General features: G+C 66.7%; 22 protein-coding genes. 18 read left to right on the top strand and 4 right to left on the bottom strand.

The window, feature by feature from the left end; translation table 11 throughout:
* The first annotated feature begins 106 nt into the window (after window positions 1–106).
* From BMY12_RS15910 to BMY12_RS15845, 14 genes are all read left to right on the top strand, one after another.
* Window positions 107–763: a carboxymuconolactone decarboxylase family protein gene (locus tag BMY12_RS15910; protein ID WP_093288484.1), complete on the top strand. Its 657-nt coding sequence runs from the start codon at window positions 107–109 to the stop codon at window positions 761–763.
* Window positions 760–2,430, top strand: coding sequence for a class I adenylate-forming enzyme family protein (locus tag BMY12_RS15905; RefSeq protein WP_093288481.1), 1,671 nt, complete (start codon window positions 760–762; stop codon window positions 2,428–2,430). The genes BMY12_RS15910 and BMY12_RS15905 overlap by 4 nt, the downstream gene beginning before the upstream one ends.
* 34 nt (window positions 2,431–2,464) lie before the next feature.
* Window positions 2,465–3,214 (top strand): SDR family NAD(P)-dependent oxidoreductase, encoded by a 750-nt coding sequence (locus BMY12_RS15900; RefSeq protein ID WP_093288479.1) that lies wholly within the window; start codon window positions 2,465–2,467, stop codon window positions 3,212–3,214.
* Window positions 3,215–3,225: 11 nt separating this feature from the next.
* Window positions 3,226–3,732, top strand: a complete 507-nt coding sequence (locus BMY12_RS15895; RefSeq protein WP_093288476.1) for a flavin reductase family protein — start codon at window positions 3,226–3,228, stop codon at window positions 3,730–3,732.
* The gene (locus BMY12_RS15890) at window positions 3,729–4,541 is read left to right on the top strand and encodes an IclR family transcriptional regulator (protein WP_093288473.1); all 813 of its coding nucleotides are present in this window, start codon (window positions 3,729–3,731) and stop codon (window positions 4,539–4,541) included. Before BMY12_RS15895 ends, BMY12_RS15890 begins: the two co-directional genes overlap by 4 nt.
* Window positions 4,542–4,565: 24 nt before the next feature.
* Window positions 4,566–6,173, top strand: coding sequence for an SMP-30/gluconolactonase/LRE family protein (locus tag BMY12_RS15885; protein WP_093288471.1), 1,608 nt, complete (start codon window positions 4,566–4,568; stop codon window positions 6,171–6,173).
* 350 nt (window positions 6,174–6,523) lie between these two features.
* Window positions 6,524–7,369 carry an SDR family NAD(P)-dependent oxidoreductase gene (locus tag BMY12_RS15880; protein ID WP_093288468.1) on the top strand — a complete coding sequence of 282 codons (846 nt, stop codon included), beginning with the start codon at window positions 6,524–6,526 and terminating at the stop codon, window positions 7,367–7,369.
* A 12-nt stretch (window positions 7,370–7,381) separates the two neighbouring features.
* Complete coding sequence (locus tag BMY12_RS15875) at window positions 7,382–8,749, top strand: aromatic ring-hydroxylating oxygenase subunit alpha (RefSeq protein WP_093288465.1); 1,368 nt, start codon at window positions 7,382–7,384, stop codon at window positions 8,747–8,749.
* A 50-nt stretch (window positions 8,750–8,799) separates the two neighbouring features.
* Window positions 8,800–9,615, top strand: a complete 816-nt coding sequence (locus BMY12_RS15870) for a TauD/TfdA dioxygenase family protein (protein ID WP_093288462.1) — start codon at window positions 8,800–8,802, stop codon at window positions 9,613–9,615.
* Window positions 9,616–9,623: 8 nt separating this feature from the next.
* Complete coding sequence (locus tag BMY12_RS15865; RefSeq protein WP_177189034.1) at window positions 9,624–11,444, top strand: flavin-containing monooxygenase; 1,821 nt, start codon at window positions 9,624–9,626, stop codon at window positions 11,442–11,444.
* A gap of 36 nt (window positions 11,445–11,480) precedes the next feature.
* Window positions 11,481–12,893: an aromatic ring-hydroxylating oxygenase subunit alpha gene (locus BMY12_RS15860; protein WP_093288456.1), complete on the top strand. Its 1,413-nt coding sequence runs from the start codon at window positions 11,481–11,483 to the stop codon at window positions 12,891–12,893.
* Between the two features lie 4 nt (window positions 12,894–12,897).
* The gene (locus tag BMY12_RS15855) at window positions 12,898–14,070 is read left to right on the top strand and encodes an FAS1-like dehydratase domain-containing protein (RefSeq protein WP_093288446.1); all 1,173 of its coding nucleotides are present in this window, start codon (window positions 12,898–12,900) and stop codon (window positions 14,068–14,070) included.
* Window positions 14,071–14,134: 64 nt separating this feature from the next.
* The gene (locus BMY12_RS15850; protein ID WP_093288443.1) at window positions 14,135–15,910 is read left to right on the top strand and encodes a thiamine pyrophosphate-binding protein; all 1,776 of its coding nucleotides are present in this window, start codon (window positions 14,135–14,137) and stop codon (window positions 15,908–15,910) included.
* Window positions 15,910–17,337, top strand: a complete 1,428-nt coding sequence (locus tag BMY12_RS15845; RefSeq protein ID WP_093288440.1) for an aldehyde dehydrogenase family protein — start codon at window positions 15,910–15,912, stop codon at window positions 17,335–17,337. The genes BMY12_RS15850 and BMY12_RS15845 overlap by 1 nt, the downstream gene beginning before the upstream one ends.
* A 68-nt stretch (window positions 17,338–17,405) precedes the next feature.
* Here the strand turns inward: BMY12_RS15845 and BMY12_RS15840 are convergent, their stop codons facing one another.
* A complete protein-coding gene (locus BMY12_RS15840; RefSeq protein ID WP_093288437.1) occupies window positions 17,406–18,722 on the bottom strand; it encodes an amidohydrolase family protein in 1,317 nt (438 codons plus the stop codon).
* A gap of 177 nt (window positions 18,723–18,899) precedes the next feature.
* Window positions 18,900–20,153, bottom strand: a complete 1,254-nt coding sequence (locus tag BMY12_RS15835; protein WP_093288433.1) for a cytochrome P450 — start codon at window positions 20,151–20,153, stop codon at window positions 18,900–18,902.
* Window positions 20,154–20,343: 190 nt separating this feature from the next.
* Here BMY12_RS15835 and BMY12_RS15830 point away from each other — a divergent pair, with 190 nt between their 5' ends.
* The 3 genes from BMY12_RS15830 to BMY12_RS15820 all read left to right on the top strand — a co-directional run bounded on the left by BMY12_RS15830 (window position 20,344) and on the right by BMY12_RS15820 (window position 22,670).
* Window positions 20,344–21,753, top strand: coding sequence for an aromatic ring-hydroxylating oxygenase subunit alpha (locus BMY12_RS15830; protein ID WP_093288430.1), 1,410 nt, complete (start codon window positions 20,344–20,346; stop codon window positions 21,751–21,753).
* 142 nt (window positions 21,754–21,895) lie between these two features.
* Complete coding sequence (locus BMY12_RS15825; RefSeq protein WP_093288427.1) at window positions 21,896–22,438, top strand: hemerythrin domain-containing protein; 543 nt, start codon at window positions 21,896–21,898, stop codon at window positions 22,436–22,438.
* Window positions 22,439–22,481: 43 nt separating this feature from the next.
* Window positions 22,482–22,670 (top strand): hypothetical protein, encoded by a 189-nt coding sequence (locus BMY12_RS15820; RefSeq protein WP_093288424.1) that lies wholly within the window; start codon window positions 22,482–22,484, stop codon window positions 22,668–22,670.
* Between the two features lie 66 nt (window positions 22,671–22,736).
* Here the strand turns inward: BMY12_RS15820 and BMY12_RS15815 are convergent, their stop codons facing one another.
* A complete protein-coding gene (locus BMY12_RS15815) occupies window positions 22,737–23,834 on the bottom strand; it encodes an NAD-dependent epimerase/dehydratase family protein (RefSeq protein ID WP_093288421.1) in 1,098 nt (365 codons plus the stop codon).
* A complete protein-coding gene (locus tag BMY12_RS15810) occupies window positions 23,831–24,691 on the bottom strand; it encodes an alpha/beta fold hydrolase (RefSeq protein ID WP_093288418.1) in 861 nt (286 codons plus the stop codon). The genes BMY12_RS15815 and BMY12_RS15810 overlap by 4 nt, the downstream gene beginning before the upstream one ends.
* 227 nt (window positions 24,692–24,918) lie before the next feature.
* Here BMY12_RS15810 and BMY12_RS15800 point away from each other — a divergent pair, with 227 nt between their 5' ends.
* On the top strand, window positions 24,919–25,722 hold the full coding sequence (locus BMY12_RS15800) for an SDR family NAD(P)-dependent oxidoreductase (RefSeq protein ID WP_093288411.1): 804 nt from the start codon (window positions 24,919–24,921) through the stop codon (window positions 25,720–25,722).
* Window position 25,723 lies beyond the last annotated feature (1 nt).

The following is a 25,723-nucleotide window of genomic DNA, read 5'->3' as shown; positions in this document are numbered from 1 at the left end:
CGCGGAATATGGCGTCACGGATCAATACAGCGATGGCGGCGGCAACAGACCCTACTATTGCGCACCGGGCCGATCCGAGCCTGCTGCGGACCAAACGGGATGCGAGATGAGGAGATCTGATCGACAGCCGGCCGATTCCGGCCCGGAGGCGCCGCGCATCGCGCCGGCCCTGCCGCCGGAGTGGGACGAGGCCATGCTGCAGGCGCTGGCCGCCTTTCCCAGCAGCCGCGACTTCGTGCAGGCCAATTACCAGGGCGATGATCCGCGCGGCAGCAATGGCCTGGGCGTGCTCCTGCGGCATCCGGAAGCGGCCAAGGCCTTTCTCACCTTCAACTGCTATGTGTCCACCCGCAGCAGCCTCTCGCGCCGCGTGCGCGAGCTGCTGATCCTGCGCCTGAGCTGGCTGCGCCGCGCCGAGTACGAGTACATCCAGCACCTGGTGCTGGGCAGGCGCGCGGGTCTGAGCGATGCCGAGATCGAGCGCATCCAGCAAGGCCCGGAAGCGCCCGGCTGGGACGCGCTGGATGCCGAACTGCTGCGCGCGGTGGACCAGCTCTGCGCCGATGCCGGCATTCACGCCGACACCTGGGCGCGGCTGGCCACGCAGCTGAGCCAGGAGCAGCTGATGGATCTGGTGTTCGTGGTGGGTTGCTACGAGGTGCTGGCGATGGCCTTCAAGAGCTTTGCGGTAGCGCTGGAAGCCGGCGTGCCGCCCCTGGATCCGGCGCTGCGCGCGCGCATGCACCAGGCCCCTGCGGCATGAACGCCGCGGCGCAGGTGCAGGGCGGGCCGCTGGCCGAGGAAGCGCTGGGCGCGCTGACCCTGGGCGGCTTTCTGCGCGAGGTCTGCGAGCGGCATGGCCCGCGCGAGGCGATGGTGTTTCACGCCGAGGACGGCAGCGTGCAGCGCCTGAGCTATGCGCAGCTCTGGGAACAGGCCAATGCCCTGGCGCGCGCGCTGCTGGCGCGCGGCGTGCTCAAGCAGACCCGTGTCGGCCTGCTGGCCACCAATCGTCCGGAATGGCTGATCGCCGCCTTCAGCATCGTTCTGGCCGGCGGCACCTGCGTGGCGCTGAGCACGTTTGCCAAGCGCGCGGAACTGGAATACCAGCTGCGCGTGGCCGATGTCTCCCTGCTGATTTTCGAGCGCCGGGTGCTGGAGCGTGATTTCGCCGCCGAGCTGCTGGACCTCTGTCCGGCGCTGGCCACGCAGTCGCCGCTGCTGTCGCCGCAGCTGCCCTTCCTGCGCGCTGCGGTGAGCATCGGTGCGCCGCCGCAGGCGGCGGGCATCGAATCCTGGACGGCGCTGCTGGACTCTCCGCGCCAGGTGCCGCAGGCGCTGGTGACTGCCGCCGCTGCGGAAGTGGCGCCCACCGATCACGGTCTGGTGTTCTTCTCCTCCGGCTCCACCGCCAAGCCCAAGGCGATCCTGCACACGCATCGCGCCGCCGCCATCCAGTGCTGGCGCTGGCCGCGCATCTTTGCGGTGGACCGTGAAGTGCGCACCTGGAGCGCGAACGGTTTTTTCTGGTCGGGCAATTTCGCCATGGCCCTGGGCACCACGCTCGCCGCCGGCGGCAGCCTGGTGCTGCAGCGCGTCTTCAATCCCGGCGAGGCCCTGCGCCTGATGCAGGCCGAGCGCGTCAGCCTGCCGGTGGCCTGGCCGCATCAATGGGCGCGGCTGGTCGAAGATCCGGCCTATGCCGGCACCGATCTGAGCAGCCTGCGCTACGTGGGCGAGGCTTCGCCGCTGCGCAGGCATCCGAGCGTGAAGAGCGACTGGCAGGAGCCGGTGTCGGCCTATGGCAACACCGAAACCTTCACGCTCAGCACCATGCATCCCAGCGGCACGCCCAGCGAGATCGCCGGAAACAATCACGGCTATCCGCAGCCGGGCAACAGCGTGCGCGTGGTCGAGCCGCTGAGCGGCCGGGTGCTGCAGCGTGGCGAGGCCGGCGAGATCGCGGTGAAAGGTCCGACGCTGATGCTGGGCTATCTGCGCGTGCCGGCCGAGGAGACCTTCGACGCCGAAGGCTTCTTCCGCACCGGTGACGGCGGCTTCATCGATGCGCAGGGCCGCCTGCACTGGCAGGGGCGGCTCAACGACATCATCAAGACCGGCGGCGCCAATGTCTCACCGCTGGAGATCGACGCGGTGATTGCCGAATGTCCCGGCGTGAAGATCATCGCCACCGTCGGCGTGCCGCACGACACCCTGGGTGAGATGGTGGTGTCCTGCGTGGTGCCGCAGAACGGCGCCAGCCTCGACGAGGCGGCGGTGCGCAGCTTCGCCGCGCAGCGCCTGTCCAGCTACAAGGTGCCGCGTCGCGTGCTGATCCTCAGCGAAGCGGACCTGAGCATGACCGGTTCCAACAAGGTCAAGACCGCACCGCTGCGCGAGCTGGCCGCGCGCCGGCTGCAGAACGCCTGAAGTACCCCCACGACGAAATTCCGGAAATAAGACCATGTTCTCTCTCGCAGGCAGGAATGCCATCGTCACCGGCGCCGCTTCCGGCATCGGCCTGGCCGCCGCACGCGCACTCGCCGCCAATGGCGCCCGGGTCGCGATCTGGGATCTCAACGAAGCCGGCGCGCAGGCCGCCGCTGCCGCGCTGAAGGCCGAAGGGCACAGCGCCATCGCGGCGCGCGTGGATGTGTCCAGGCGCGCCGATGTCGATGCCGCGCTGGCGCAGCTGCATCAGGCCTTCGGCAAGGCCGGCATTCTGGTCAACAACGCCGGCATCACCCTGTTCCGCGATTTCATGGAGATGACGGAAGAAGCCTGGGATCAGGTGATGAACGTCAATCTCAAGAGCATGCTGGTCTGCACGCAGGCGGTGCTGCCCGACATGCTGGAAGCCGGCTGGGGGCGCGTGATCAATGTCTCCTCGTCCTCGGCGCAGACCGGCTCGGCGCGCATGAGCGCCTACGCCGCGTCCAAGGGCGGCGTGATCGCCTTCACCAAGGCGCTGGCGCAGGAGTTCGCGGCCAAGGGCATCACCGTCAACAACGTGCCGCCGGGTTTCGTGGATACGCCGATGCTGCGCGCCAGCGAGATCGGCAAGGTGGTCGATCAGGTGGCGGCGGCCTCGCCGATGAAGCGCGCCGGCCGTCCCGAAGACATGGCCGCCGCCATCGCCTTTCTCGCCTCCGACGAAGCCGGCTACATCACCGGTCATACCCTGAGCGTCAACGGTGGCCGCTATTCCAATTAAGCTGTGCGCCTATGAGCACAGCTTTCGATCCAAATCGTTTCCGTCAGGCGCTCGGCTGCTTTCCCACCGGCGTCACCATCATCACCGCCCGGGGCGGGGATGGTGGCGATGTGGGCGTCACCGCCAACAGTTTCAACTCCGTCTCGCTGGACCCGCCGATGGTGTTGTGGAGCATCGGCAAGGCGTCCACCAAGATCGCTGCGTTTCTCACCGCCACGCACTTCGCCGTGCATGTGCTGGCCCTGGATCAGGAGCCGCTGGCGCGGCGTTTCGCCACGCGCGGCATCGACCGTTTCGCGGGCCTGAGCCCGGCGCGCGGCCTGGGCGGCGTGGCGCTGCTGGACGGCTGCGCGGCGCGGTTCGAGTGCCGCCTGGCCTTTCAGTATCAGGGCGGCGACCATGTGATTCTGGTCGGCGAGGTGCTGACATTCGACAGCAGCGAGCGCGAGCCGCTGGTGTTCAGCAAGGGCTGCTTCGCCAGCGCCGTGCCCAGGTCCGGATCGTTCGCCAGCCAATGAGCAGGACCAAGCCCGCCAAGGCCGAACGCGCGTTTCACTCGCCGCAGTCGGTGACGCGCGTGATCCAGATTCTCGAAGCCCTCAGCGGCAGCGAGACGGCGCTGGGTCTGGCGCAGCTCGCCCGCCAGCTGGCCGCGCCCAAGAGCAGTGTCGCGGCCCTGCTGCGCGGTCTGGCCGAGGCCGACTTCGTGCTGGCCGGCGAAGGCCTGTATCGCCTGGGGCCGGCGGCCTATGGCCTGGGCAGCGCGCTGCTGCAGGCCCGGCAGCGGCTGCAATCCTCGACGCTGATCCGCGAGGGCCTGCAGCGTCTGGCGCAGCGCAGCGGCGAGACCGTGCTGCTGGCGGTGGGCGACCAGGACGGCCAGACGCTGAGCTATGTCGAGGTGATCGAGAGCCGCAAGGTGGTGCGCTTCGCCGTGGCGCTCGGGGACCGCCGGCCGCTGTATTGCACGGCCGGCGGCCGCGCCCTGCTGGCGGCGCAAGCGCCGGAGGCGGTGCAGCGCTATCTGAAGACGCTCAGGCCCAAGGCCCTGTGTCCGCACACCGAGACCGACAAGCGCCGCCTCGCCGAGGCCATCGCCGAAGCGCGGCGCAGCGGCGTGGCGCAGACCGAAGACCAGACCGCCGAAGGCGCCACCGGCACCGCCGCCGTGCTGCGCGATGCCGGCGGCGCGGTGCTCGGCGCGCTGATCGTGGCCGCGCCGGGTTCGCGGCTGCGGGATCGTCGCGGCGAACTCGCGCAGCTGGTGCGCGAGGAAGCGGCGGTGATCTCGCGCAGCCTGGGTTATCGCGCGCCGCGTCAACCATGAAGATCCGCATGGGGGAAAGCAAGCATGTCCGAGGCCCGTTATCCGCAGACCGCGCCGCAGCTGGCCGAAGGCTGGCAGCTGCAGCGCCTGACGCCGCCCAGCCGTCTGTACGGCGCCAACGGTCTGCGTACCGGCGCTGACGGCCGGCTGTATGTGGCGCAGGTCACCGGCAGCCAGATCAGCGCGGTGGACGTGCACAGCGGCGCGGTGCAGACCATCAGCGCGCGCGGCGGCGAGATCATCGCGCCCGATGATCTGGCCTTCGACAGCGCCGGCAATCTCTACGCCACCGAGGTGATGGACGCGCGCGTCAGCGTGCGCGGGCGCGACGGCAGCACGCGCGTGCTGCGCGACGATGTGCCCTTCGCCAACGGCATCACCGTGCATCAGGATCGTCTCTACGTCAGCGAGTGCCGGGTCGGTGCGCGGCTGATGGAGATCGACCGCGACAGCGGCGCCACGCGCCTTTTGCTCGACAACATCCCCATGCCCAATGCCATGGAAATGGGGCCAGACGGTTTGCTGTATTTCCCGGTGATGGGCGCCAACGAGATCTGGCGCATCAGCCCGCAGGGCGGCACCCCGGAAGTGGTGGTGCGCGAGCTGGGCGTGCCCGATGCGCTGAAGTTCGATGCGCAGGGCCGCATCGTCAGCACCCAGGTCGCCAGCGGCCAGGTGCTGCGCATCGATCCGCGCAGCGGCCAGCGCGAAGTGCTCGCGCAGCTGGCGCCGGGCCTGGACAATCTGAGCTTCGTCGACGGCCGGCTGTTCGTGTCCAGCTTCAGCGGCCTGATCACCGAAATCGGCGACCGGGGCGAGCAGCGCGCGCTGCTGCCGGGAGGTCTCAACTGGCCGCTGGGCTTGAGCGTCACGCCCTCGGGCGCGCTGTACATCGCCGACGGCAGCACCTGCTACCAGCTGCTGCCCGGCGGCGAGCTGCGCATGGCCGGCATGCTGTTCACACCCGGCTATCCGGGCTTTGTGCGGGGACTCGCCGCGGTCGGCGAGGATGAATTCATCGTGACGACTTCGGGCGGCCAGATCGCACGCTATCAGCCGGCGGCGGGCAGCAGCCAGGTGCTCGCGGAGGGACTGGATCAGCTCTACGGCGTGGCAGTGTCGCCGCGCGGCCAGATTCTGGCTGCCGAACTCGGCAGCGGCCGCGTGCTGGCCGTGGGCGAGGGCGGCGCGGTGACGGCGCTGGTCAGCGGTTTGCGCGAGCCGCTGGATCTGGCCTTCACCCGTGACGGCAGCTGCCTGGTCAGTGAAGCGGCTGGCGGCCGGGTGGTGAGGCTCGGCAGCAGCGGCGTGCAGACCGTGCTCAACGGCCTGGTCAGGCCGCAGGGTCTGCTGGTGCAGGACGAAACGCTGTATGTGATCGATGCCGGCAGCAAGTGCCTGCTGGCCTGCGATCTGAACGGTCGGCAGCGCCGGATCATCGCCCGGGATCTGCCGCTGGGCTCCGCGCCCGGCGTGGAGCCCAAGCCTCTGCGTGGCCTGCCGCCGTTCTCCGGCCCGCAAGGGCCATTTGCCAGCATCGCCGCCGGCGCCGACGGCACCTTGTATCTGGGCGCCGACGGCGACGGCAGCGTGCTGGCCCTGCGGCCGGCGGACGCGGTGCGCCGGCACTGAGCAGCAGCGCCCCTCTCCCCTGATCCCTCTCCCGCAAGAGGAGAGGGAAACGGCTTCGACATAGGTGGCGTGCCTTCAATCCCAATCCAGCCTGAAGCACGTTCCATTGGCAGGAGAGGTCAGCTTCGAAGCGCTCGCGCCACTACGAATCTGCTCCCCTCTCCCCTCGCGGGAGAGGGGCCGGGGGAGAGGGGGCGCCATCACCCCAAACCAAGCCTGTCGTCTCACGCGCCGCCGCTGTCATGAGGCGTCAAGAAGCCCCGGGTAGCGGGTGATAGTTTGCTGTGCAGGAGAAATGGGTCGGGCGCTGCCCGGCGCATGGCAAAAACAGCATACGAGACCCGCCGGACATGGACGACAAGCCCCTGCAGTTCGATGGCCGCATCGTGGTGGTGACGGGCGCGGCTGGCGGCGGCATCGGCACCGCGCTGACGCGGCGCCTGGCGCAGGCAGGCGCCACGGTGATCGCCACCAGCCGCTCGGCGGAGAAGATCGAACGGAATCTCGCCCCGCTGCTTGCGCAGAAGCTCGCCGTGCTGCCGGTGCTGGCCGACGTCTCCACCGACGAGGGCATCGCCACGGTGATGGCCAGGGTGCGCGCCACGCCCGGCCAGCTCTACGGTCTGGCCAATGTCGCCGGCGGCGCGGCGCCGCAGACCTGGATGCGCGCCACGCGCGCCACGCGTGAGGACTGGCGCGCGCTGTTCAATCAGAACCTGGAAACCATGTTCTTCATGAGCCAGGCGGTGGCCGCCGAGCTGCAGGCGCAGCAGCTGCCGGGCGCCATCGTTTCGGTGTCCTCGATCAGCGGCATGAACAGCGCGCCGTTTCATCTGGCCTATGGCGCCGCCAAGGCCGCCATCGTCGCGGTGACGCGCACCCTGGCCACGGAACTGGCGCTGGCCAATATCCGCGTCAACGCCATCGCGCCGGGCACCACGGTGACGCCGGGTTCCGGGGCCTATATCGACGAGGACGCGCAGCGCGACCGTCGCGCCATCGCCATGGGGCGCCGCGCCACGCCGGACGAACAGGCCGGCGCCATGCTCTTCCTGCTGTCGGAGCTGTCCAGCTACATCACCGGGCAGACCATCCTGGTGGACGGCGGCCTGAACCTGAAATGGACGCATCTGGGCGCCGACAACACCTCGCTGTTTCTGAAGGACGAGAACTTCCGCGCCGCGATCAAGCGCTAGAGAGCCCTGAGCATGTCGCAGAGTCCGCAGACCCCCGTCACCGAGGAATTGAGCGAGCCGCTGAGCATCGGCGCGGAAGCCTATGTCAGCGCCGATTACGCGCGCGCCGAGCGCGACCGTCTGTGGCGCAAGGTCTGGCTGCAGGCGGGACGCGTCGAGGAGCTGCCGGAAGTCGGCAGCTATCTCAGCTACGAGATCCACGACGATTCGATTCTGATCGTACGCAGCGGCGAGCACAGCATCCGGGCCTATCACAACGTCTGCCCGCATCGCGGCCGCCGTCTGATCGACACCCCGCCGGGCGCGCGCAATGCGCAGGGCCGCAAGGCGGTGTTCGTCTGCGGCTTTCACGGCTGGCGTTTCGGCCTGGATGGCGCCAACACGCACATCCTGCATCGCGAGGACTGGCAGGGCGCGCTGACCCTGGACAACACGCGGCTCACGCCGGTGAAGCTCGACACCTGGGGCGGCTGGCTGTGGATCAACATGGATCCGGACAGCGTCTCGCTGCGCGAGTATCTGCAGCCGGTGATCGAGATGCTCGATCCCTTCGAGCTGCAGAACATGCGTTACCGCTGGCGCAAATGGGGCATCTTCGACTGCAACTGGAAAGTGGCGATGGAGGCCTTCAACGAGACCTACCACGTACAGACCACGCATCCGGAGTTCAACCAGTTCGGCGAGTTCCGCGGCTGGGCGCGGGTGCAGGGCCTGCACAGCCACATCGGCTACGAAGCGCCGAAGAACATGGATCAGAACCAGGCCGCCAAGCTGCGCGTGGGCAGCGGTGCCGATGCGCGCCTGTCCACCGCCGAGCTGCAGCGCTACACCTGGGAAAAGGCCAACACCAACACCACGCAGACCCTGGTCAACGCCGCGCAGCGTCTGGCCGATGAGCTGCCGCCGGGCACGCCGTCCGGCGAGGTGCTGCAGCACTGGCTGGCGCGCGCACGCGCCGACGATGCCGCGCGCGGCGTGATCTGGCCCAGCGTCGATCCGCAGCACGTCGGCCGGAGCGGCACCGCCTGGCAGATCTTTCCCAATTTCCAGATCGGCCACGCCGTCAACAACATGCTCTGCTACAGCGCGCGGCCGTATGGCAACGATCCCGACCGCTGCTACTTCGAAGCGGCGGTCTACGAGCTGTTCCCGCCAGGCCAGGCGCCGCAGACCGAATGGGTCTACGCGCCGGCCACGGAAGCGGGCTGGTGCTATGTGCTGGGCCAGGACTTTTCCAACATGGCCGCCGTGCAGAAGGGCATGAAGTCCGCCGGCTTCTCCGGCACCAAGCCCAATCCCTACATGGAGCGCGCGACCGTGAACCTGCACGACAAGCTGGCGCGCTACCTGAATCGCGGCGCACCGCGACCGCTGAAGTAAGGCCCCCTGCAAACCACGTTTTGTGAAAGATCGTTTCACCGGAGTCGCTCATGAGCTTTACCACCACCGACATCGCCCCCCGCATCGCCACTGCGATTCACGCCGACAAGAAAACCCTGCTCAGCGGCGAGTACGCCGGCAGAATCCGCGAGCTGCTGGAACGGCGCGGCGTGCTGGTCTTCCCGCAGATCAATTTCAGCGACGAGGAGCAGGTGGCCTTCACCAACACCCTCGGCACCTTCGCGCCGGAGCTGGCCGGCGAGATCGTCTACAAGGTCACGCTCGACACCAACGAGAACGCGCGCGCCGATTACCTGAAAGGCTCCTGGTACTGGCATATCGACGGCACCATGAACGAGGTGCCGATCCTGGCTTCGATTCTCTCGGCCAAGAAGCTCGATCCCAATGGCGGTGACACCGAGTTCTGCAACACCTACGCCGCCTACGATGAGCTCCCGGCCGGGGATCAGCAGGCTTACGAGAAGCTGCGCGTGATGCATTCGGCCTGGAACTCGCTGTTCTATTACGACCCCGAGCCGGATCCGCGCGTGCTGGCCGGCATGATGGCGATTGGTGATCAGGAGCTGCCGCTGGTGTGGAAGCACCGCTCCGGCCGCAAGTCCCTGGTGCTGGGCTGCACCGCGCGCCATGTCGTGGACATGGACTTCAAGAAGAGCGCCGAGCTGCTGGTGCGTCTGCGCCACTGGGCCACGCAGCCGCAGTTCGTGTACCGCCACAAGTGGACGGTGGGCGACATGGTGATCTGGGACAACACCGGCACCATGCACCGCGCCACGCCGTATGACCCGAAGTCGGGCCGCATGCTGCACCGGACCAAGCTGCAGGGCGAAGAGCCGTTTGCCTGAGCATGTCCATGAATTGCAAACCCACCGATACGCCGCAGCAGATCGACATTCCGGCGCTGCGTGAGAAGTATCGCATCGAGCGCGAAAAGCGCCTCACCCGCGAAGGTCAGCAGCAGTATTACCGGCCCAGGACCGGCGCGCTGGCCGAGCAGATGGATGACCCTTACACGCCGGTGCAGCCGCGCGCGGCCTTGTCGGAAGATCTCGACGTGCTGGTGCTGGGCGGCGGCTTCAGCGGCATTCTGGCGGCGGTGCAGCTCAAGAAGGCCGGCATCGGCAATGTCCGCAATCTCGATCACGCCGGCGACTTCGGCGGCGTGTGGTACTGGAACCGCTATCCCGGCATCCAGTGCGACAACGAGTCCTACTGCTATCTGCCGCTGCTGGAAGAGACCGGCTACATCCCCGGCAAGCGCTTCGCCGACGGCCTGGAGATTCAGCAGCACTGCGTGCGCATCGCCCGCCAGTTCGGCCTGTATGAAGGCGCGCTGTTTCACACGCAGGTGCGCAGCCTGCAATGGGACGACGCGCTGCGGCGCTGGCGCGTCGCCACCGACCGTGGCGACGAGATCCGCGCACGCTTCGTGATCATGGCCTGCGGCGCGCTCAACCGGCCCAAGCTGCCGGGCATTCCCGGTCTGGAAGCGTTCAAGGGCCAGGTCTTTCATTCCGCGCGCTGGGATTACCGGGTCACCGGCGGCAGCTGGGAGACGCCGGTGCTGGACAAGCTGGCGCAGCAGCGCGTGGCGGTGGTCGGCACCGGCGCCAGCGCGATCCAGATCGTGCCTTACCTGGGCCAGTACGCGAAGCAGGTCTACGTGCTGCAGCGCACGCCGCCGAGCGTGGATGCGCGCCCCAATCCGCCCACCGATGCGGCCTGGGTGAAGACGCTCACGCCCGGCTGGCAGAAGGCGCGGCAGGACAATTTCCATCGCGGCGCGATGGAAGGCTTCATGCGCGGCGAGCAGGATCTGGTCTGCGACTTCTGGACTGAGATCAACCGCAACATCGCCGCCAGGCTGGAAGCGCAGGGCTGGCCCGAGCTCACGCCCGAGGCGCTGATGGCGATGCGCGAGGAGGAGGACTATCACGTCATGGCGCGCTTCCGGCGCCGCATCGACGAGATCGTCAACGATCCGCTCACCGCGGAAAAGCTCAAGCCCTGGTTCCGCTTCCACTGCAAGCGTCCGCTGTCCAGCGACACCTATTACCCGAGCTTCAACCGCGCCAACGTCCAGCTGATCGATGTCTCCGCCACCAAGGGTGTGGAGCGGCTCACGCCGCATGGCTTCATCCATGAAGACCGCGAGTACCCGATCGATCTGCTGATCTGCGCCAGCGGCTTCGAGGTCACCAGCGAGCTGCAGCAGCGCTGGGGCATCGACGAGATCCGCGGCCGTGACGGCCTGTCGCTGTACGAGGACTGGGCGGAGGGCTACAAGTCCCTGCACGGCGTGCTGGCGCGCGGTTTCCCGAACCTGTTCTACACGGGCTATATCCAGGGCGGTCTGTATGCCACCACGGTGGAGCAGTACAACCGTCAGGGCTATCACATCGCCCAGATCATCCGGCAGGCGCGCCGGCAAGGCATCACCGCGATGGAGCCGACGCAGCAGGCGCAGGAGGACTGGGTGCGCACCGTGGCGCCGTCCACCGAGTTTGCCAGGTATCTGCAGAGCGAGTGCCCGCCCAGCTATCTCAACAACGAGTCGGGCAAGTTCCGTTACTACCTGGGCGAGTTCTATCTGGCCGGCTTCACCGCTTTCGAGGCGCTGCTGGCGCAGTGGCGCGAGCGGGGCGACATGGCCGGGCTCGAACTGCGGCGCTGAGGCGCCGCCGTTCCGCAGCACTGCGAGGAGAAGATCATGACTGAGCTGCGCAATGTCAGCGTTGAAGAACTGAGCGAGCCGGTGACCTTTCCGGTGGAGGCCTATCTGTCCGCCGACTACGCCCGTGCCGAGGCCGACCGGCTCTGGGCCCGGGTCTGGCAGCACGCCGGCCGCGTCGAAGAGATTCCCGAGGTGGGCGACTATCTCACCTACAACATCGGCCGCGACTCGATTCTGATCGTGCGCACCGCGCCGGATCGCATCAAGGCTTATCACAATGTCTGCTCGCATCGCGGCCGGCAGCTGATCGACACGCCGCCCGACAGCAATGGCGTGGCCGGGCATCGCAAGCTGTTTCTCTGCGGCTTCCACGCCTGGCGCTACGATCTCGACGGCAACTGCACCTTCAAGCTCGACGAGCAGGACTGGAAGGGCATGCTCAGCGACGAGCGTACGCATCTGGCCGAGGTGCAGGTCGATACCTGGGGCGGCTGGCTGTTCATCAACATGGACCCGCAGGCCATGCCCCTGCGCGAGTTCCTGGAACCGGCGGCCGGCATCCTCGATCCCTTCCAGTTCGAGAAGATGCGCTACAAGTGGCGGCAGTGGGTGATCTTCGACTGCAACTGGAAGACCGCCATCGAAGCCTTCATGGAGCCCTATCACGTCGAGGGCACGCATCCGCAGCTGGTGGCCTATGGCAACACCTACGCCTGGAGCAAGGCGTATGGCCGCCACGGCGTGAGCGGCTTTCAGGAGCGCGACGCCAAGCTGCAGATGGATCAGGCCAACACCATCACCCGCGCCGGCAAGGGCGGCGATCCGCGCGTCTCCACCTACCAGCTGCAGAACGAGATCTACACCACGGTCAATCAGGCCAGCACCACGGAGACCCTGGTCAATGCTGCAAGGCGTCTGGTCGATGAGCTGCCGGAAGGCACGCCGGCGCCCGAGGTGATCCGGCACTGGCTGGCGCGCGCGCGCGCCGATGATGCCGCGCGTGGCGTGATCTGGCCCGACATCACGCCCGAGCAGATGGCCAAGGCCGGCCTGGCCTGGGCGGTGTTTCCCAATATGTCGATCCTGCAGGGCATCACCTTCGCGCTGTGCTATCGCGCGCGCCCGTATGGCGATGATCCCAACCGCTGCATCTTCGAGTCCTACGCCATCGAGCGCTTTCCGCCGCAGGCCGAGCCCAAGCCGCAATGGGTGTATGCCGAGCCCAGCGCCGGGAAGTGGGGCAAGGTGCTGGCGCAGGACTTCTCCAACATGGCGGCGGTGCAGCGCGGCATGCACTCACGCGGTTTCCGCGGCACGCTGCCCAACGCGCATCAGGAACGCAAGGTCACCAACTTCCACCGCAATCTCGCCGAGTACATGGGGCGCGGCGCGGTGCGGCTGCTCACGCCGGCGGCCGGCGGCACGAACACTTTCGGAAAACAAAGATAAAGACATGAGCGACAAGACCCTGGACTGCTCCGACCTCGACCGGCACATGGGCGTGCCCATGCAGAGCGGCCGCATCCGCGATCCGCTGGGCAATATGGACATCCGTCGCTGGGCGCAGGCCATGCACTATCCCAACCGCCTGCACTACGACGATGCCTACGCCGCCGACAGCCGCTTCGGACGTCTGGTGGCGCCGCTGTCCTTTGCCATCGCCACCGACGACGGCCACGGCGCGGCGCCGGCCTGTGTGGGCAGGATTCCCGATTCGCATCTGCTGTTCGGCGGTGACGAGTGGTGGTTCTACGGTCCGCGCATCGTCGCGGGTGATCTGATCGAGGTGCAGCGCATTCCCTTCGACTACGTGGTGAAGGACACCAAGTTTGCCGGTTCCACCTGCTTCCAGCGCGGCGACAACTTCTATCGCAACGGTGGCGGCGAGCTGATCGCCAAGCAGCGTTCCACCACCATCCGCTACCGCGCCGATCTGGCGCGCGAGATGAGTTCGCTGGAAGCCAGCGATGATCCGGACTGGAGCGATGCGCAGCTTGAAGAACTGGAGGCGCGCAAGTTCGAGTACATCAAGTCCCTGCACGAGCTGGGACACGGCAAGCGCTGGTGGGACGAGATCGGCAAGGGCGATGCGCTGCCCACGCGCGTGATCGGTCCGCACAGCATCGCCAGCTTCACCACGGAGTGGCGCGCGTACCTGTTCACCATCTGGTGCGGCGTGCATCGCCGCACGGATCTCGACATGGAGGCGCTGGGCTTCACCGGACCGATGGCTGGCAAGGAGCAGGACCCGGTGCTGGAGCTGGAGAATCCGGAACTCACCGACGGCGCCTACATCGGCCCTTCACGCGGCCATCTGTTTCCGCGCTGGGCGCGTTACATCGGCATGCCGCGCGGCTATGGCTACGGCGCTTCGATGGGCGCCTGGATTCTCGACTACCTGTCCGGCTGGGCGGGCGAGTGGGGCATGGTGGTGCATTCCAGCTGCTCGTATCGCGGGCCCGCCTTCACCGGCGACATCACGGTGATGACAGCCAGCGTGGTGGACAAGCTCGTGGACGAGCGCGGCCGCGCGCTGGTGCAGATCGACGTGAAGATGGCCAATCAGCTGGGCGTGGTGATGGCCACCGCCAAGGCCGAGGTCGAGCTGCCGCGCCGCCAGGGCTGAAGCCCGGCTGCCGCTTTGCTTCCGCATTTTTTAATCGTTGCGATCCAGACAAGGTAGACGACCCATGTACGGTGAAGAGAAGACGCCCGCCGCCGCCGCTTCCGGCAGCGTGCGCAAGATCAAGGTGTACGAGCGCATCCTGGAGCTGTTCGAGGCCGAGGGCATCAAGACCGTGTTCGGCATTCCGGACCCGAACTTCGTGCATCTGTTCGACGCCGCCGAGCGTCGCGGCTGGGACATCGTCACGCCGCATCACGAGCTGGCCACCGGCTTCATGGCCGAGGGCTGGGCGCGCATGAAGGGCAAGCCGGCGCTGGCGATCGCCACGCTGGGCCCCGGCATCGCGCTGGCTTCCGGCGCGATGATGGACGCGCTGGTGGAGAACTGCCCGGTGATCTTCATCGGCGGTCAGCGTGCGCGCATCACCGAGCGTCGCGTGCGCCGTGGCCGCATCCAGTTCATCCAGCAGGAAGACCTGTTCAAGAACTCGGTGAAGTGGAGTACCAGCATCGAGTACGCCGACCAGACCGATGAGACCTTCCGTCACGCGTTTCGCGTCTGCCAGTCCGGCACGCCGGGGCCGGTCTACATCGAGTATCCCTCGCATGTGATCCAGCAGGAGCTGGAAGTACCGGCGGCCTTGCCGCCCTCGGCCTATCGCCTGGTGGAGCCCGGCGCCGACGGCAACATGGTGGCCAGGGCGGCGGCGCTGATCCGGAACGCCGAGTGCCCGGTGCTGCTGGTCGGTCACGCCGTGCAATGCACGCGCGCCGGCCAGAAGGTGCGCGAGCTGGCGCAGCTGATGGGCTGCCCGGTGCTGCAGACCTCCGGCGGCAATGCCTTCATCGAAGGCATCGAGGATCGCACCTTCCCGTATCTGTTCGCGGAAGTGGCCGACGAGATCGTCGCCAAGGCCGATGTGGTGGTGGCCATCGGCACCGAGATCGGCGAGCCCGTGCACTACGGTCGCGGCTATCTCTGGGCCAAGGGCAAGGTGGATCGCAAATGGATTTACGTGGAGCTGGACGCCGAGGCCATCGGCCAGAACCGGCCCATCGACGTGCCGCTGGTGGGCGATCTGCGCAGCGTGGTGCCGCAGCTCTGCGCGGCGCTGAAGGGCAGCCCGCGTCAGGATCATCCGGACCTGCCGCGCTGGATCGAGGCCGACCGCAAGCGTCTGGCGGCTCTCGCCCGGCAGGACTTCAAGACCGGGAGCGGTCGCGTGCACACCGGGCAGTGGGTGATCGAGGCCACCAAGGCCATGCCCAGGAACGCCATCCACGCGCGCGACGGCGGCTGCACGGTGATCTTCACCTGGACCTATCTGCAGTCCAAGCCGCATGACGTGATCTGGAACCAGAACTTCGGTTGCCTGGGCACCGGCCTGCCCTATGCAGTGGGCGCGTCCATCGCCGATGGCGGCAAGCGCCCGGTGCTGTTCACCACCAGCGACTCGGCTTTCCTCTATCACATCGGCGAGCTGGAAGTGGTTCACCGCTTCAATCTGCCGATGGTCATCGTGGTCGGCGTGGATCACTCCTGGGGCCTGGAAGTGGGCGTGTACAAGCGCACCTTCGGCCACGGCAACAGCAATGAGCCGGGCGTGCACTGGAGCAAGGACGTGCGCTTCGACAAGATCGCCGAAGGCCTGGGCTGCCAGGGCATGTACGTGGACAAGGGCGAGGAACTCGGTGCCGCCATCACCAAGGCCTTTGCCAGCGGCCGGCCCACGGTCATCCACGTGCCCATCGATCCGGTCATCAATCATGGCGGCAACCAGAATCTCGACACGCCGAACTACGATCGTTTCCGTACCTGGTACGCAGAGGGCCAACAGTAATGCGCGAATATCTGAAGTTCTACATCGACGGCCAGTGGCTCGCGCCGCTCGAGCCGAAGACCACGCAGACCATCAACCCCGCCACCGAGGCAGTCTCCGGCGTGATCGCGCTGGGTTCGCCGGCGGATGTGGACAAGGCCGTCGCCGCCGCGCGCAAGGCCTTCGTCAGCTGGTCGCAGACCACGCGCGAGCAGCGCGTGGCGGTGCTGGAACGCATCCTGGTGGAATACCGCAAGCGCGCTGCGGATCTGGGCGCGGCGGTCACCGAGGAGATGGGTGCACCCGCCGGGCTCGCCAATGGCTTTCACGTCGCGCTGGGCGAGGGGCATCTGACCACCGCCATCGCCGTGCTCAAGGACTTCAAGTTCGAGGAGCAGCACGGTGCGACCCTGATCGCCAGGGAGCCGATTGGCGTCTGCGGCATGATCACGCCCTGGAACTGGCCGATCAATCAGGTCACGGTGAAGGTGTTTCCGGCGCTGGCCGCCGGCTGCACCGTCGTGCTCAAGCCTTCGCAGGAATCGCATTTCTCCGCACACATCCTCGCCGAGATCTTCGCCGCCGCCGGTCTGCCGCCCGGCGTGTTCAATCTGATTCAGGGCAAGGGTTCGGTGGTGGGTCATGCCATGGCCGCGCATCCGGGCATCGACATGATGTCGATCACCGGCTCCGAGGCCGCCGGCATCGAAGTGGCGAAGGCCGCCGCCAGCACCGTCAAGCGCGTCTGCCAGGAACTGGGCGGCAAGAGCGCCTTCATCGTGCTCGACGATGCCAGGCTGGCCGAGAACGTGGCCGGCGCCACCAGCGGCATGATGATCAACTCCGGGCAAACCTGCAGTGCCGGCTCACGCCTGCTGGTGCCGGCCGCGCGCATGGATGAAGCGATCGCCGCAGCCAGGGCCGCGGCGGCGGCGGTCAGCGTCGGTGATCCCAGGACCGAGGTCGCCATGGGGCCGGTGGTCTCCAAGAACCAGTACAACGAAATCCAGCGCTACATCGAGCTGGGCATCAGCGAAGGTGCGCAGCTGATCGCCGGCGGTCCTGGTCGCCCCGAGGGCATCGGCAAGGGCTTCTTCGTCAAGCCCACGGTGTTCGCCAGGGTCCGCAACAGCATGAAGATCGCCCGCGAGGAAATCTTCGGGCCGGTGCTGGTGATCATCGGCTACCGGGACATCGACGAGGCCGTCGCCATCGCCAATGACTCCGACTTCGGCCTGGCGGGTTACGTCAATGGCGCCGATCTGGAGCAGTGCCGCGCGGTCGCGCGTCGCCTGCGCACCGGCTGGATTTCCATGAACGGCGGCTTCGACTTCAACGCGCCCTTCGGCGGTTACAAGAGGAGCGGCAACGGCCGCGAATGGGGCGAGTTCGGCTTCCACGAGTACCTGGAAGTCAAAGCCATTCTGGGTTACGCGCCGGCAGCTTGAAGCCGAAGCCTGGTCGGAAACGCCCGGCGCTGGCCGGGCCCTTCCGATGGGCGCAGCGCCCAGGCTGATCAGGCCGCGCGCGCCTGCTTTTCAAACATCTTCACGATATCGCCCGAGGTGATGCGGCGCGCCGTCTCGCCCTCGGCCAGCGGTGCTGCGCCGCCGGTGGAGATCGGCTTGATGTCCACCTGGTCGGCCGCCGCCCTGGCGCGCAGCGCGCCGACGGTGAGCTGCTCGCGCGCATACTTCTGGAAGGGATCGAAGCGCAGCATGCGCATCGCGTTCAGATGCGTGACCTTGTCGATCTGCTGATCCGTCAAACCCTGCACGCTCTTCCACAGCCATTCCGGCACCTCCGGCCACAGCGCATCGGAATGCGGGTAATCGCATTCATAGGCCACCATGTCCTCGCCGATCTCGGCCAGGTTCTTCAGGCCGAAGGCATCGTCGATGAAGCAGCTCATGAAATGCTTGCGGAACACCTCGCTGGGTTTGCGTCCGCCGAAACCGGAATGCGTCCAGGCCTTGTGCCGCCAGTGGCTGAAGTCGGCACGCTCCAGGAAGTACGGCACCCAGCCGATGCCGCTTTCGGAGAGGATGATCTTCATGTCCTGATAGCGGTTCAGCGCATCCAGCTGCAGCCAGTCGGCGGCGCCGGTGGCGATCGACATCGGCATGGTGGTGATCCAGGCCTCGATGGGCGTTTCCATGGAGGCATGCGGCGCGGCATTGCCGGAGCCGATGTGCAGGCAGATGGTGATGTCGTGTTCCACCAGCGCCTTCCACATCGGTTCCCAGTATGCGTTGTGGATGCTGGGCAGGCCGGCCTTGGTGGGGTTTTCGCTCAAGGTCACCGAGCTGCAGCCGAGTCTGGCGATGCGCTCGATCTCCTGCACTGTGGCATGCATGTTCCAGGTGGGCAGCAGCGCGCAGGGAATGAAGCGCGCGCGGTCGTGGCCGCACCATTCCTGGATATGCCAGTCGTTGTAGGCGCGCAGATGGGTGAGCGCCAGATTCTTGTCCGCCGCCTTGTGGAAGCAGCGGCTGCCGTCGAAGCCGCCGACGCTGCCGAAGTTCAGTGAGGCGGCGATGCCGTTGACGTTCATGTCATCGATACGCGCCTTCGGGTCATAGCAGCCGCGACGCACCTGCGCCAGCGACTGCGGCTCCATGCCGTACTCCTCCGGCACGCGACCCACCACCGCATTCAGGCCCACCGAGGTCAGGGTCATGCCCTGATACGTCCAGTAGTCCGCGCCGCTGTCGGTGGTGTGAAACTGCGGCGCGCTGGCCAGCTCATAACCCTGAAGATGGCGCCGGAACATGTTCGGCGGCTCGCTGATGTGATCATCGACGCTGATGATCACCATGTCGTTCATTTGCATGATGGCTCCTTTGATTTGATTGCAATGATTCGTTTGTCATTCCCGCGCAAGCGGGAATCCGGAAAAGAACAGCAGGGAGGGCTGGCGGCGTCACCGCGTAACCCGCCGTGGGCGCGATGGCGGCTTGCGCGGCTGCGCCGCCGGGCCACCCCGCGATCAGCCTGCGCTTGAGGGGCCTTACGCCTTCCAGCTCAGATCCATCACCTCGATGCTGATCACATTGCCACCATGGAAGCGCGGCGGATGTCGCGGGTCGAGGCGGAACTCCGGCAGGCGTCCGAGCATTTCCTCGAACAGCACCTGCAGCTCCACGCGCGCCAGATGCGAGCCCAGACAGCGGTGCGGGCCGGCGTTGAAGGCGATGTGGGTCTTGTTCTCGCGATCCAGATTGAAGCGCTGGGGTTCCGGGAACACCTTTGGGTCCAGATCGGCGGCCGGCAGGTAGAGCATCACCTTGTCGTTGGCCTTCAGCTGCACGCCTTCAAACAGCACATCGCGCGTCACGCGTCGCGTCGGCACGGTGAAGGTGTAGCGGCGCAGGATTTCCTCCACCGCTTCCGGAATCAGCGCCGGGTTGGCGCGCAGGCGCCGCTGCACGTCCAGATCGCCGGCCAGATAGCGCACGCCATGGCCCATGCCCTGCATCACCGTGTCCAGGCCGGCCACGAACAGCAGCACGCCGAAGTTGTCCATGTCGTCCATGCTGGTCTTCTTGCCGTCGATCTGAAGCGTCCACAGCAGGCTGATCAGGTCATCCTGCGGCTGTTCGCGACGGGCGATGAAGATGTCGCGCATGCTCTCGGCCACGCGCTGCAGGATGGCGATGGGCTTGCGGATGTCGGCCTCGGTGGTGGCCGCCATGTTCTCCTTGACCAGCGCGCGGTACTGCGCAAAGCGCTCCAGCGGCAGGCCCATCATGTTCATGAACACCTTCACCGGCAGATGCTCGGCGATGTCGCCCATGAACTCGCAGCGGCCTTGCGGCTTCACGCCTTCGATCAGCCGGATGGCGAACTCGCGGATCTCCTCCTTGAGCTTGTTGATGGTCTTGGGCGAGAACGCGCCCTGCAGGGGCATGCGGTACTGGGTGTGCTGCGGCGGATCGAGATTGATCGGCACCGGCGTGGGGATGTGCTTGCCACCCACGCCGGCATCGCCCAGCAGCATCTTCATCAGCTCCGGGGTGAGAAAGGAGCTGGAAAAGGTTTCGGTATCGCGCGCGGCCTGGAAGTTGGCGGCGTGGCTCAGGAACACCCAATGCCCGCCGCAGCGCGGCGTCCAGAACAGGGGCGGGGCGTGCTGGACCAGATCCCAGACGCGTTGATGCGGATCGAAATTCAGTGCGGCGTCATGGCGCATGTCGAAGTCATAGACCAGCGACTCGGGTACATGCGCGGGGCGTGCGGCGACGGCTGCGGCGGCCAGGACCATGGCGGACTCCTCCGGAAATCTCGGCTGTTATTAATCAACAAGGTTGTCTAATTAGCCTGGAGGAGAGGAGCCATGTCGGCATTGATCTGGATCAAGGCGGCCGGCGCATGCCGCTGCTGAGGATAACGGCCACCCGACGCAGGCCCTGCAGGCGCTGCGCACAAACCGACAAGCCGATGAGGAGAGAGTCATGAGCGTTCCCGCCAGCTGCGCACCGATTGCGGGCCAGGATGCATCCGTCCCGGGCCAGGACTGGCCACGCCGCTGGCAGAGCTTTGCGCAGGGCGTGGGCGTGGGCCGCTATACCGATCCTGCGTTTCTGAAACTGGAGTTCGAAAAGCTCTGGAGCCGCGTCTGGCAGGTGGCCGCGCGTGTCGATGAAATCCCCGAGCCGGGCGACTACACCACCTACAGGATCGGCAAGCAGTCCGTGCTGCTGCTGCGCGTGACTGCCGACTCAGTCAAGGCTTATTACAACTTCTGTCCGCATCGCGGCACCACGCTGGGCGAGGGCAGCGGTCACTTCGAGAACGGCCGCATCATCTGCCCGTTTCACGGCTGGCGCTGGTCGCTGGCCGGCAACATCCAGATGATTCTGGAGCGCCATGAGTTCAAGAACGGCGAGCTGCGCGACGCCGACGTGCAGCTGCGCGAGGTGCACAGCGTGCTGTTCGCCGGCTTCGTGTTCATCAATCTCGACGAGCAGCCGCAGAGCTTCGATGCATTCATCGCGCCGCTGCGCCGCTATCTGGAAGACTTCGCGCTGGAGCAGATGCATCCCATCTGGTGGAAGAAGGCGCCCGTGCCGGCCAACTGGAAGGTGGCGCAGGAAGCTTTCTACGAGGCGTATCACGTCTCCGCCACGCATCCGCAGCTGGAGAAGGTGGGCCGCGAGATCGTCTACGGCGAGCGCGAGGACGGCGATGTGTTCTACCGCAACATCCGCTACGACGCCCTGGCCCAGGGCCACGGCCGGTTCTTCGGTGGCGAGAAGACGCCCATCGGCGGGCATGTGCAGGAACCGTCGGGCGACCGCCTGCAGGCGATGGCCGAGCGCATGAACCTCACCGCCGAAGGTCTGGGCGCGATGATCACCCGCGACGACATCCAGCTGCTGCTGTCCCTGCGTGACAAGAACCTGCCGCCGGATGCCAACCTGGGCGCCGAGTACGTGAAGGTGCAATACGAAACCGCGGCCAGGCAGCAGCGCCCGATGCCCAGGCCGGATCCGGAGATTCTGGCGATGTGGGGCGGCGTGATCGTGCTGTTTCCCAACGTGCTGATTCTGCCGCAGGCCGGCAACGCCGCCATCTACCGCGTGCTGCCCGACGCCGACGATCCCGACCGCTGCACCTTCGAAATCATCTCGGTGAAAACCTATCCCGCCGGCGTGCAGCCGCCGCGCGCCAGCCTGCAGCTCGCCACCGACATCCACGACCCCGAACAACTCGGCCTGATCCCGCGCCAGGACATGAGCAACATCCCGCGCATCCAGGAAGGCCTGCATTCACAGGGCATGAAGCAGACCTATCTGGCGGCCAAGCAGGAGCGGCTGATCTTGAACATGCATCAGAGGCTGGACGTCTATTTGCAGGGGTAGAAGCGAGCCGTACCGGTCAAATCGCAAGCTGCGGGCGCGGGCCGATCAGGGCCTGCGCCGCTAGGCGCGCTGGCGTACCGACACTGGGTCGGCCTGAAAGTTACGGTCGTGGCTTACCGTATTTCACTGAAAGGTTTATCTCATGGTCACAGCAGCCAGACGCAGCCCCGCTTCCGTAGCGACCGAGGCGGAAGACGCCATCGCGATGCTCATCGCCGATCACAAGAAGGTGAAGGACATCTTCAAGCAATTCGAGAAGCTGAACGATCAGAAGGGCTCCGAGCAGCACAAGGCCGAGCTTGCGCTTCAAGCCGGCCAGGAGCTGAAGATCCACATGCAGATCGAGGAAGAAATCTTCTACCCGGCGGTGCGCAAGGCCCTGCATGACGAGGACATGATCGACGAGGCGGTGGTCGAACACGCCGGAGCCAGGAAGCTGATCGAGGAAATCGAATCGATGCAGCCCAGCGAGGCGCTGTACGACGCGAAGGTCATCGTGCTCGGCGAGCAGATCGAACATCACGTCAAGGAAGAAGAGGCGGAGATGTTTCCCAAGGTCCGGAAATCGAAAGTCGATACGCTCGAACTGGGCGCGGAGATGATGAAAAGAAAGTTGGCGCTGATGCATGCGCAGGGCCTGTCCGGCCCGCGAGAGACCACGGCCGGTGCGGGCCGCAAGAAGTAAAGCCCGCCCCCGGCATCAAGCGCAGCCTCGCAGAGGACAGGCCATGCCAACCGAGGTCCAGACGGTGCCAATGATCAGGGAGTCACTCGACAAGCGTTCCGGTCAGTTGCGGCAGGACCTGCAATTGATGAAGGACTACCTGATCCTCTGCGTGCGCAAGGAAGACTGGCACGGCGTCATGGACGCCTCGGCCGATATCCGGGAGATCGTCGCCAAGCTGTCGATGCTGTGATGCGCGGCTTCTGCCGTCCCTGCGGCCGGCGCCCGGCTGCCGGGCCGCTTCTGTCCGGCACCGCGCTCAGGTCGCCGGATGCTGGCTGGCGTACCAGGCCACTGCATCGCGAATCGTCTCCGCCAGCGGCCGCGGCTGCCAGTGCAGCTCGCGGCTGGCCTTGCCGTGATCCATGCGGCCAAAGGCATTGGAGAGGAATACCGAATCGGTGCTCAGCAGCGAGTCCTTGCGGTCGACGAGTTTGAAGAGGCGTTCGACCACCCAGGCGATGACGTAGGCCGTGCGCAGCGGGATGCGCTTCGGCGGCTTGCCGCCGCCGGCGGCGCAGGCCAGGGCGCAGAACTGTTCCTGGCTTACGTATTCATTGGCGATGATGTAGCGCTCGCCGGCGCGGCCGTATTGCTCGGCGAGCAGCGCGGCCTGGGCGGCGTCGCGCACGTCCACGGTGGGCTGGCTGGAATCGAGCACATGCGTGGCGCGGCCGAAGGCGACATCGGCCAGCATCTGGCCGTGCGGCGTGGGCTGGAAGTCCTGCGGGCCGTAGGTGTTGGCGATGCACAGGGCGACGCCGGGCAGGCCGCGTTCGCGGCAGGCGGCCAGCAGCTGCGTTTCGGCTTCCAGACGGGTGAGGATGTAGGGCGAAGCCTTGTCGCACCAGTTGAAGGGAATGTCTTCCGTGACCGCACCATCGGGATTGAAGCCGAGCGTGCCCATGGTGCTGGTGAAGATGAAGCGCTGCACGCCGCATTCCAGCGCCGCGTCGATGGCATTGCGCAAACCTTCCACATTGTTGCGATACAGCGGCGTGGCGTCCGTGAGCCAGAAGCGCGGATCGAGCACGCTGTAGAACACGCTGCCGCAGCCGGCCATCGCGGTGCGCAGCGAGGCAGGGTCCAGCACATCGCCGTAGACGATCTCGGCATTCAGATCACGCAGCGCGTCCAGCTTGCTGCTCTTGCGCAGCAGCAGGCGCAGCTGGCGGCCTTGGGCGCGGAGCTGGCGTGCGATGTGGCTGCCGACGAAACCGCTGGCGCCGGCGACGAGTACGGGTTTGCTGAGCAGGGATGGGTAGGTCTGGTTGTCCACGGTCTGGTCGGTTTGCGCGCCTTGAGCGGCTGTTCGGTGGTGATGGTTCTTGTCAGGCCCGCGCAGCGCTTGCTTCATCGTGCCGTGAACGCCAGCAGCAGCGGCGCCAGCACCGGCCAGCCCGCGAAGTGGCCGCTGCCGTGCTGCGCGGCGTAGGCGGAGCGCTGGTTCCATTCATCGTCGGGCCAGGGCGGATCGCGCACTTCGGCATGCGCAAGCAGGCGTGCGAGGGCTTCGCTGGTGGCGCGGGGGTGGCTGAGATCGCTCAGACCATTGCGCAGAATCAGCACCGGCATGGTCAGACGCGCGTAATCCGCGGCGCGCATGCCGGGAATGGGCGAGCCCGGTTCAGGCAGAAAGGCGGCGGCCCAGCGCTCCATCTTTGCGATGAAGGCCGCAGGCGCCTGCGCCAGCAGGATTTCGCGATTGCGCGGATTGCGCTGGAGCTGCAGCGCCCAGGCCGGCAGCGTGGCCACCGCAGCCATGCCGCCGCGACTGGCGGCGAGCGCGGATTCGAAGCAGTAGTAGTTGGCCAGCGAGATCTGGCTGAGCAGGCCGCCGCTGATCCACCACAGCGCCAGATGCGAGATCGTCTGCGGTGCGAGCGCGGCGGCCAGCAGTGACACGCGCGAGCCTGCCGAACCGGCGGCCAGTGCGGTGGGGCCCAGCTGCAGTGCCTCGATCAGCGCAATCAGGCTGCGCGCCTGCAGCGCGGATTCACCATCGCCTTCGAAGCTGAGGTCGGAGGCGCCGCAATTGGGCCGGTCCCAGAGCAGCACGCGCCGGCCGGCGGCGGCAAGCGCCTGCGCCAGTTCCGGCAAGCCGGGGCTGTCCATGGCAAAACGCCCGCCGGGCGTGAGGGCGATGGCAGGAGCACCGACGCTGCCGTGCAGTTCGTAGGCGATGCTCAGGCCGTCGAGGCTGATGCGCTGCATGCTCCTCCCTTTCGCTTTTTATTCCCGCGCCGGCATCTGCCGTGCGCGCTGGCGCCGCGAGATCCGGTGGCGGCTGCGGTGCCGGCGAGACCCGATGCTGTTGATGGCGGGACTTGGTGTCGTCGCTGGGCCGGCGCGGCTTGTCTGTTGTGATATCGCGCTTAAAGTCGGCCTGCAAGCGCGGCTGCGCCTGGAGGCTGCTTTGGATGATGCTCGGGACAAATGAGATGAATCTGCCAGCGCGTTACGGACCCTGGGCGGTCATCACCGGTGCTTCGGAAGGCACGGGCCGCGCCTTCGCCCGCGAACTGGCGGCGCAGGGCATCGCCAGTGTGCTGGTCGCACGTCGCGAGGCGCCCTTGCGTGCGCTGGCGGCGGAGATTCATGCGCAAAGCGGTGTGCGCTGCGAGATTCTCAGCCAGGATCTGAGTGCGCCGGATGCGGCGGATCGCATCGTCGCTGTAGTGGGCGTGCGTGAAGTGGGTTTGTTCATCGCCAATGCCGGTGCCGATCCCAATGGCGCACGTTTTCTGGATCGTGAGCTTGCGGTGTGGGAGAGCCTGCTGGCGCAGACCATCGGCTGCACCGTGCGCTGCACGCATCACTTTGCGAAAGGCATGCGTCAGCGCGGCCGGGGCGGCGTGCTGCTCATGGGTTCCGGTGCCTGTTATGGCGGCGGCAGCTTCATGTCGCTGTATGCGGGCGCCAAGGCCTTCGGTCTCTGCTTCGCCGAATCGCTATGGGCCGAGCTGCGGACGCAGGGCGTGGACGTGCTGTATGCCGCACCGGGCCGCGTCGATACGCCGGCGCTGCGTCAGCTCTTGCAGCAAAAAGGCTTGCCGGTGCCGGACAATCTGCCCGAGGCCGACACCGTGGCGCGCCTGAGCCTGGCGCAGCTGCCGCACGGCCCGGTCTACAACTACGGCCAGACCGAGGACGAGACCGGCTTCGCCACCAGCTCCGCAGCGGCGCGCCGCCAGCGGGTGCTGATGATCGATCGCGCGAGCCGGAGCGTGTTCGGTCAGGACTGAG

The organism is Solimonas aquatica (assembly GCF_900111015.1).
GTDB lineage: Bacteria > Pseudomonadota > Gammaproteobacteria > Nevskiales > Nevskiaceae > Solimonas > Solimonas aquatica.
The sequence above is the reverse complement of the archived record's forward strand: the minus strand, read 5'-3'. Positions and strand labels throughout refer to the sequence as shown.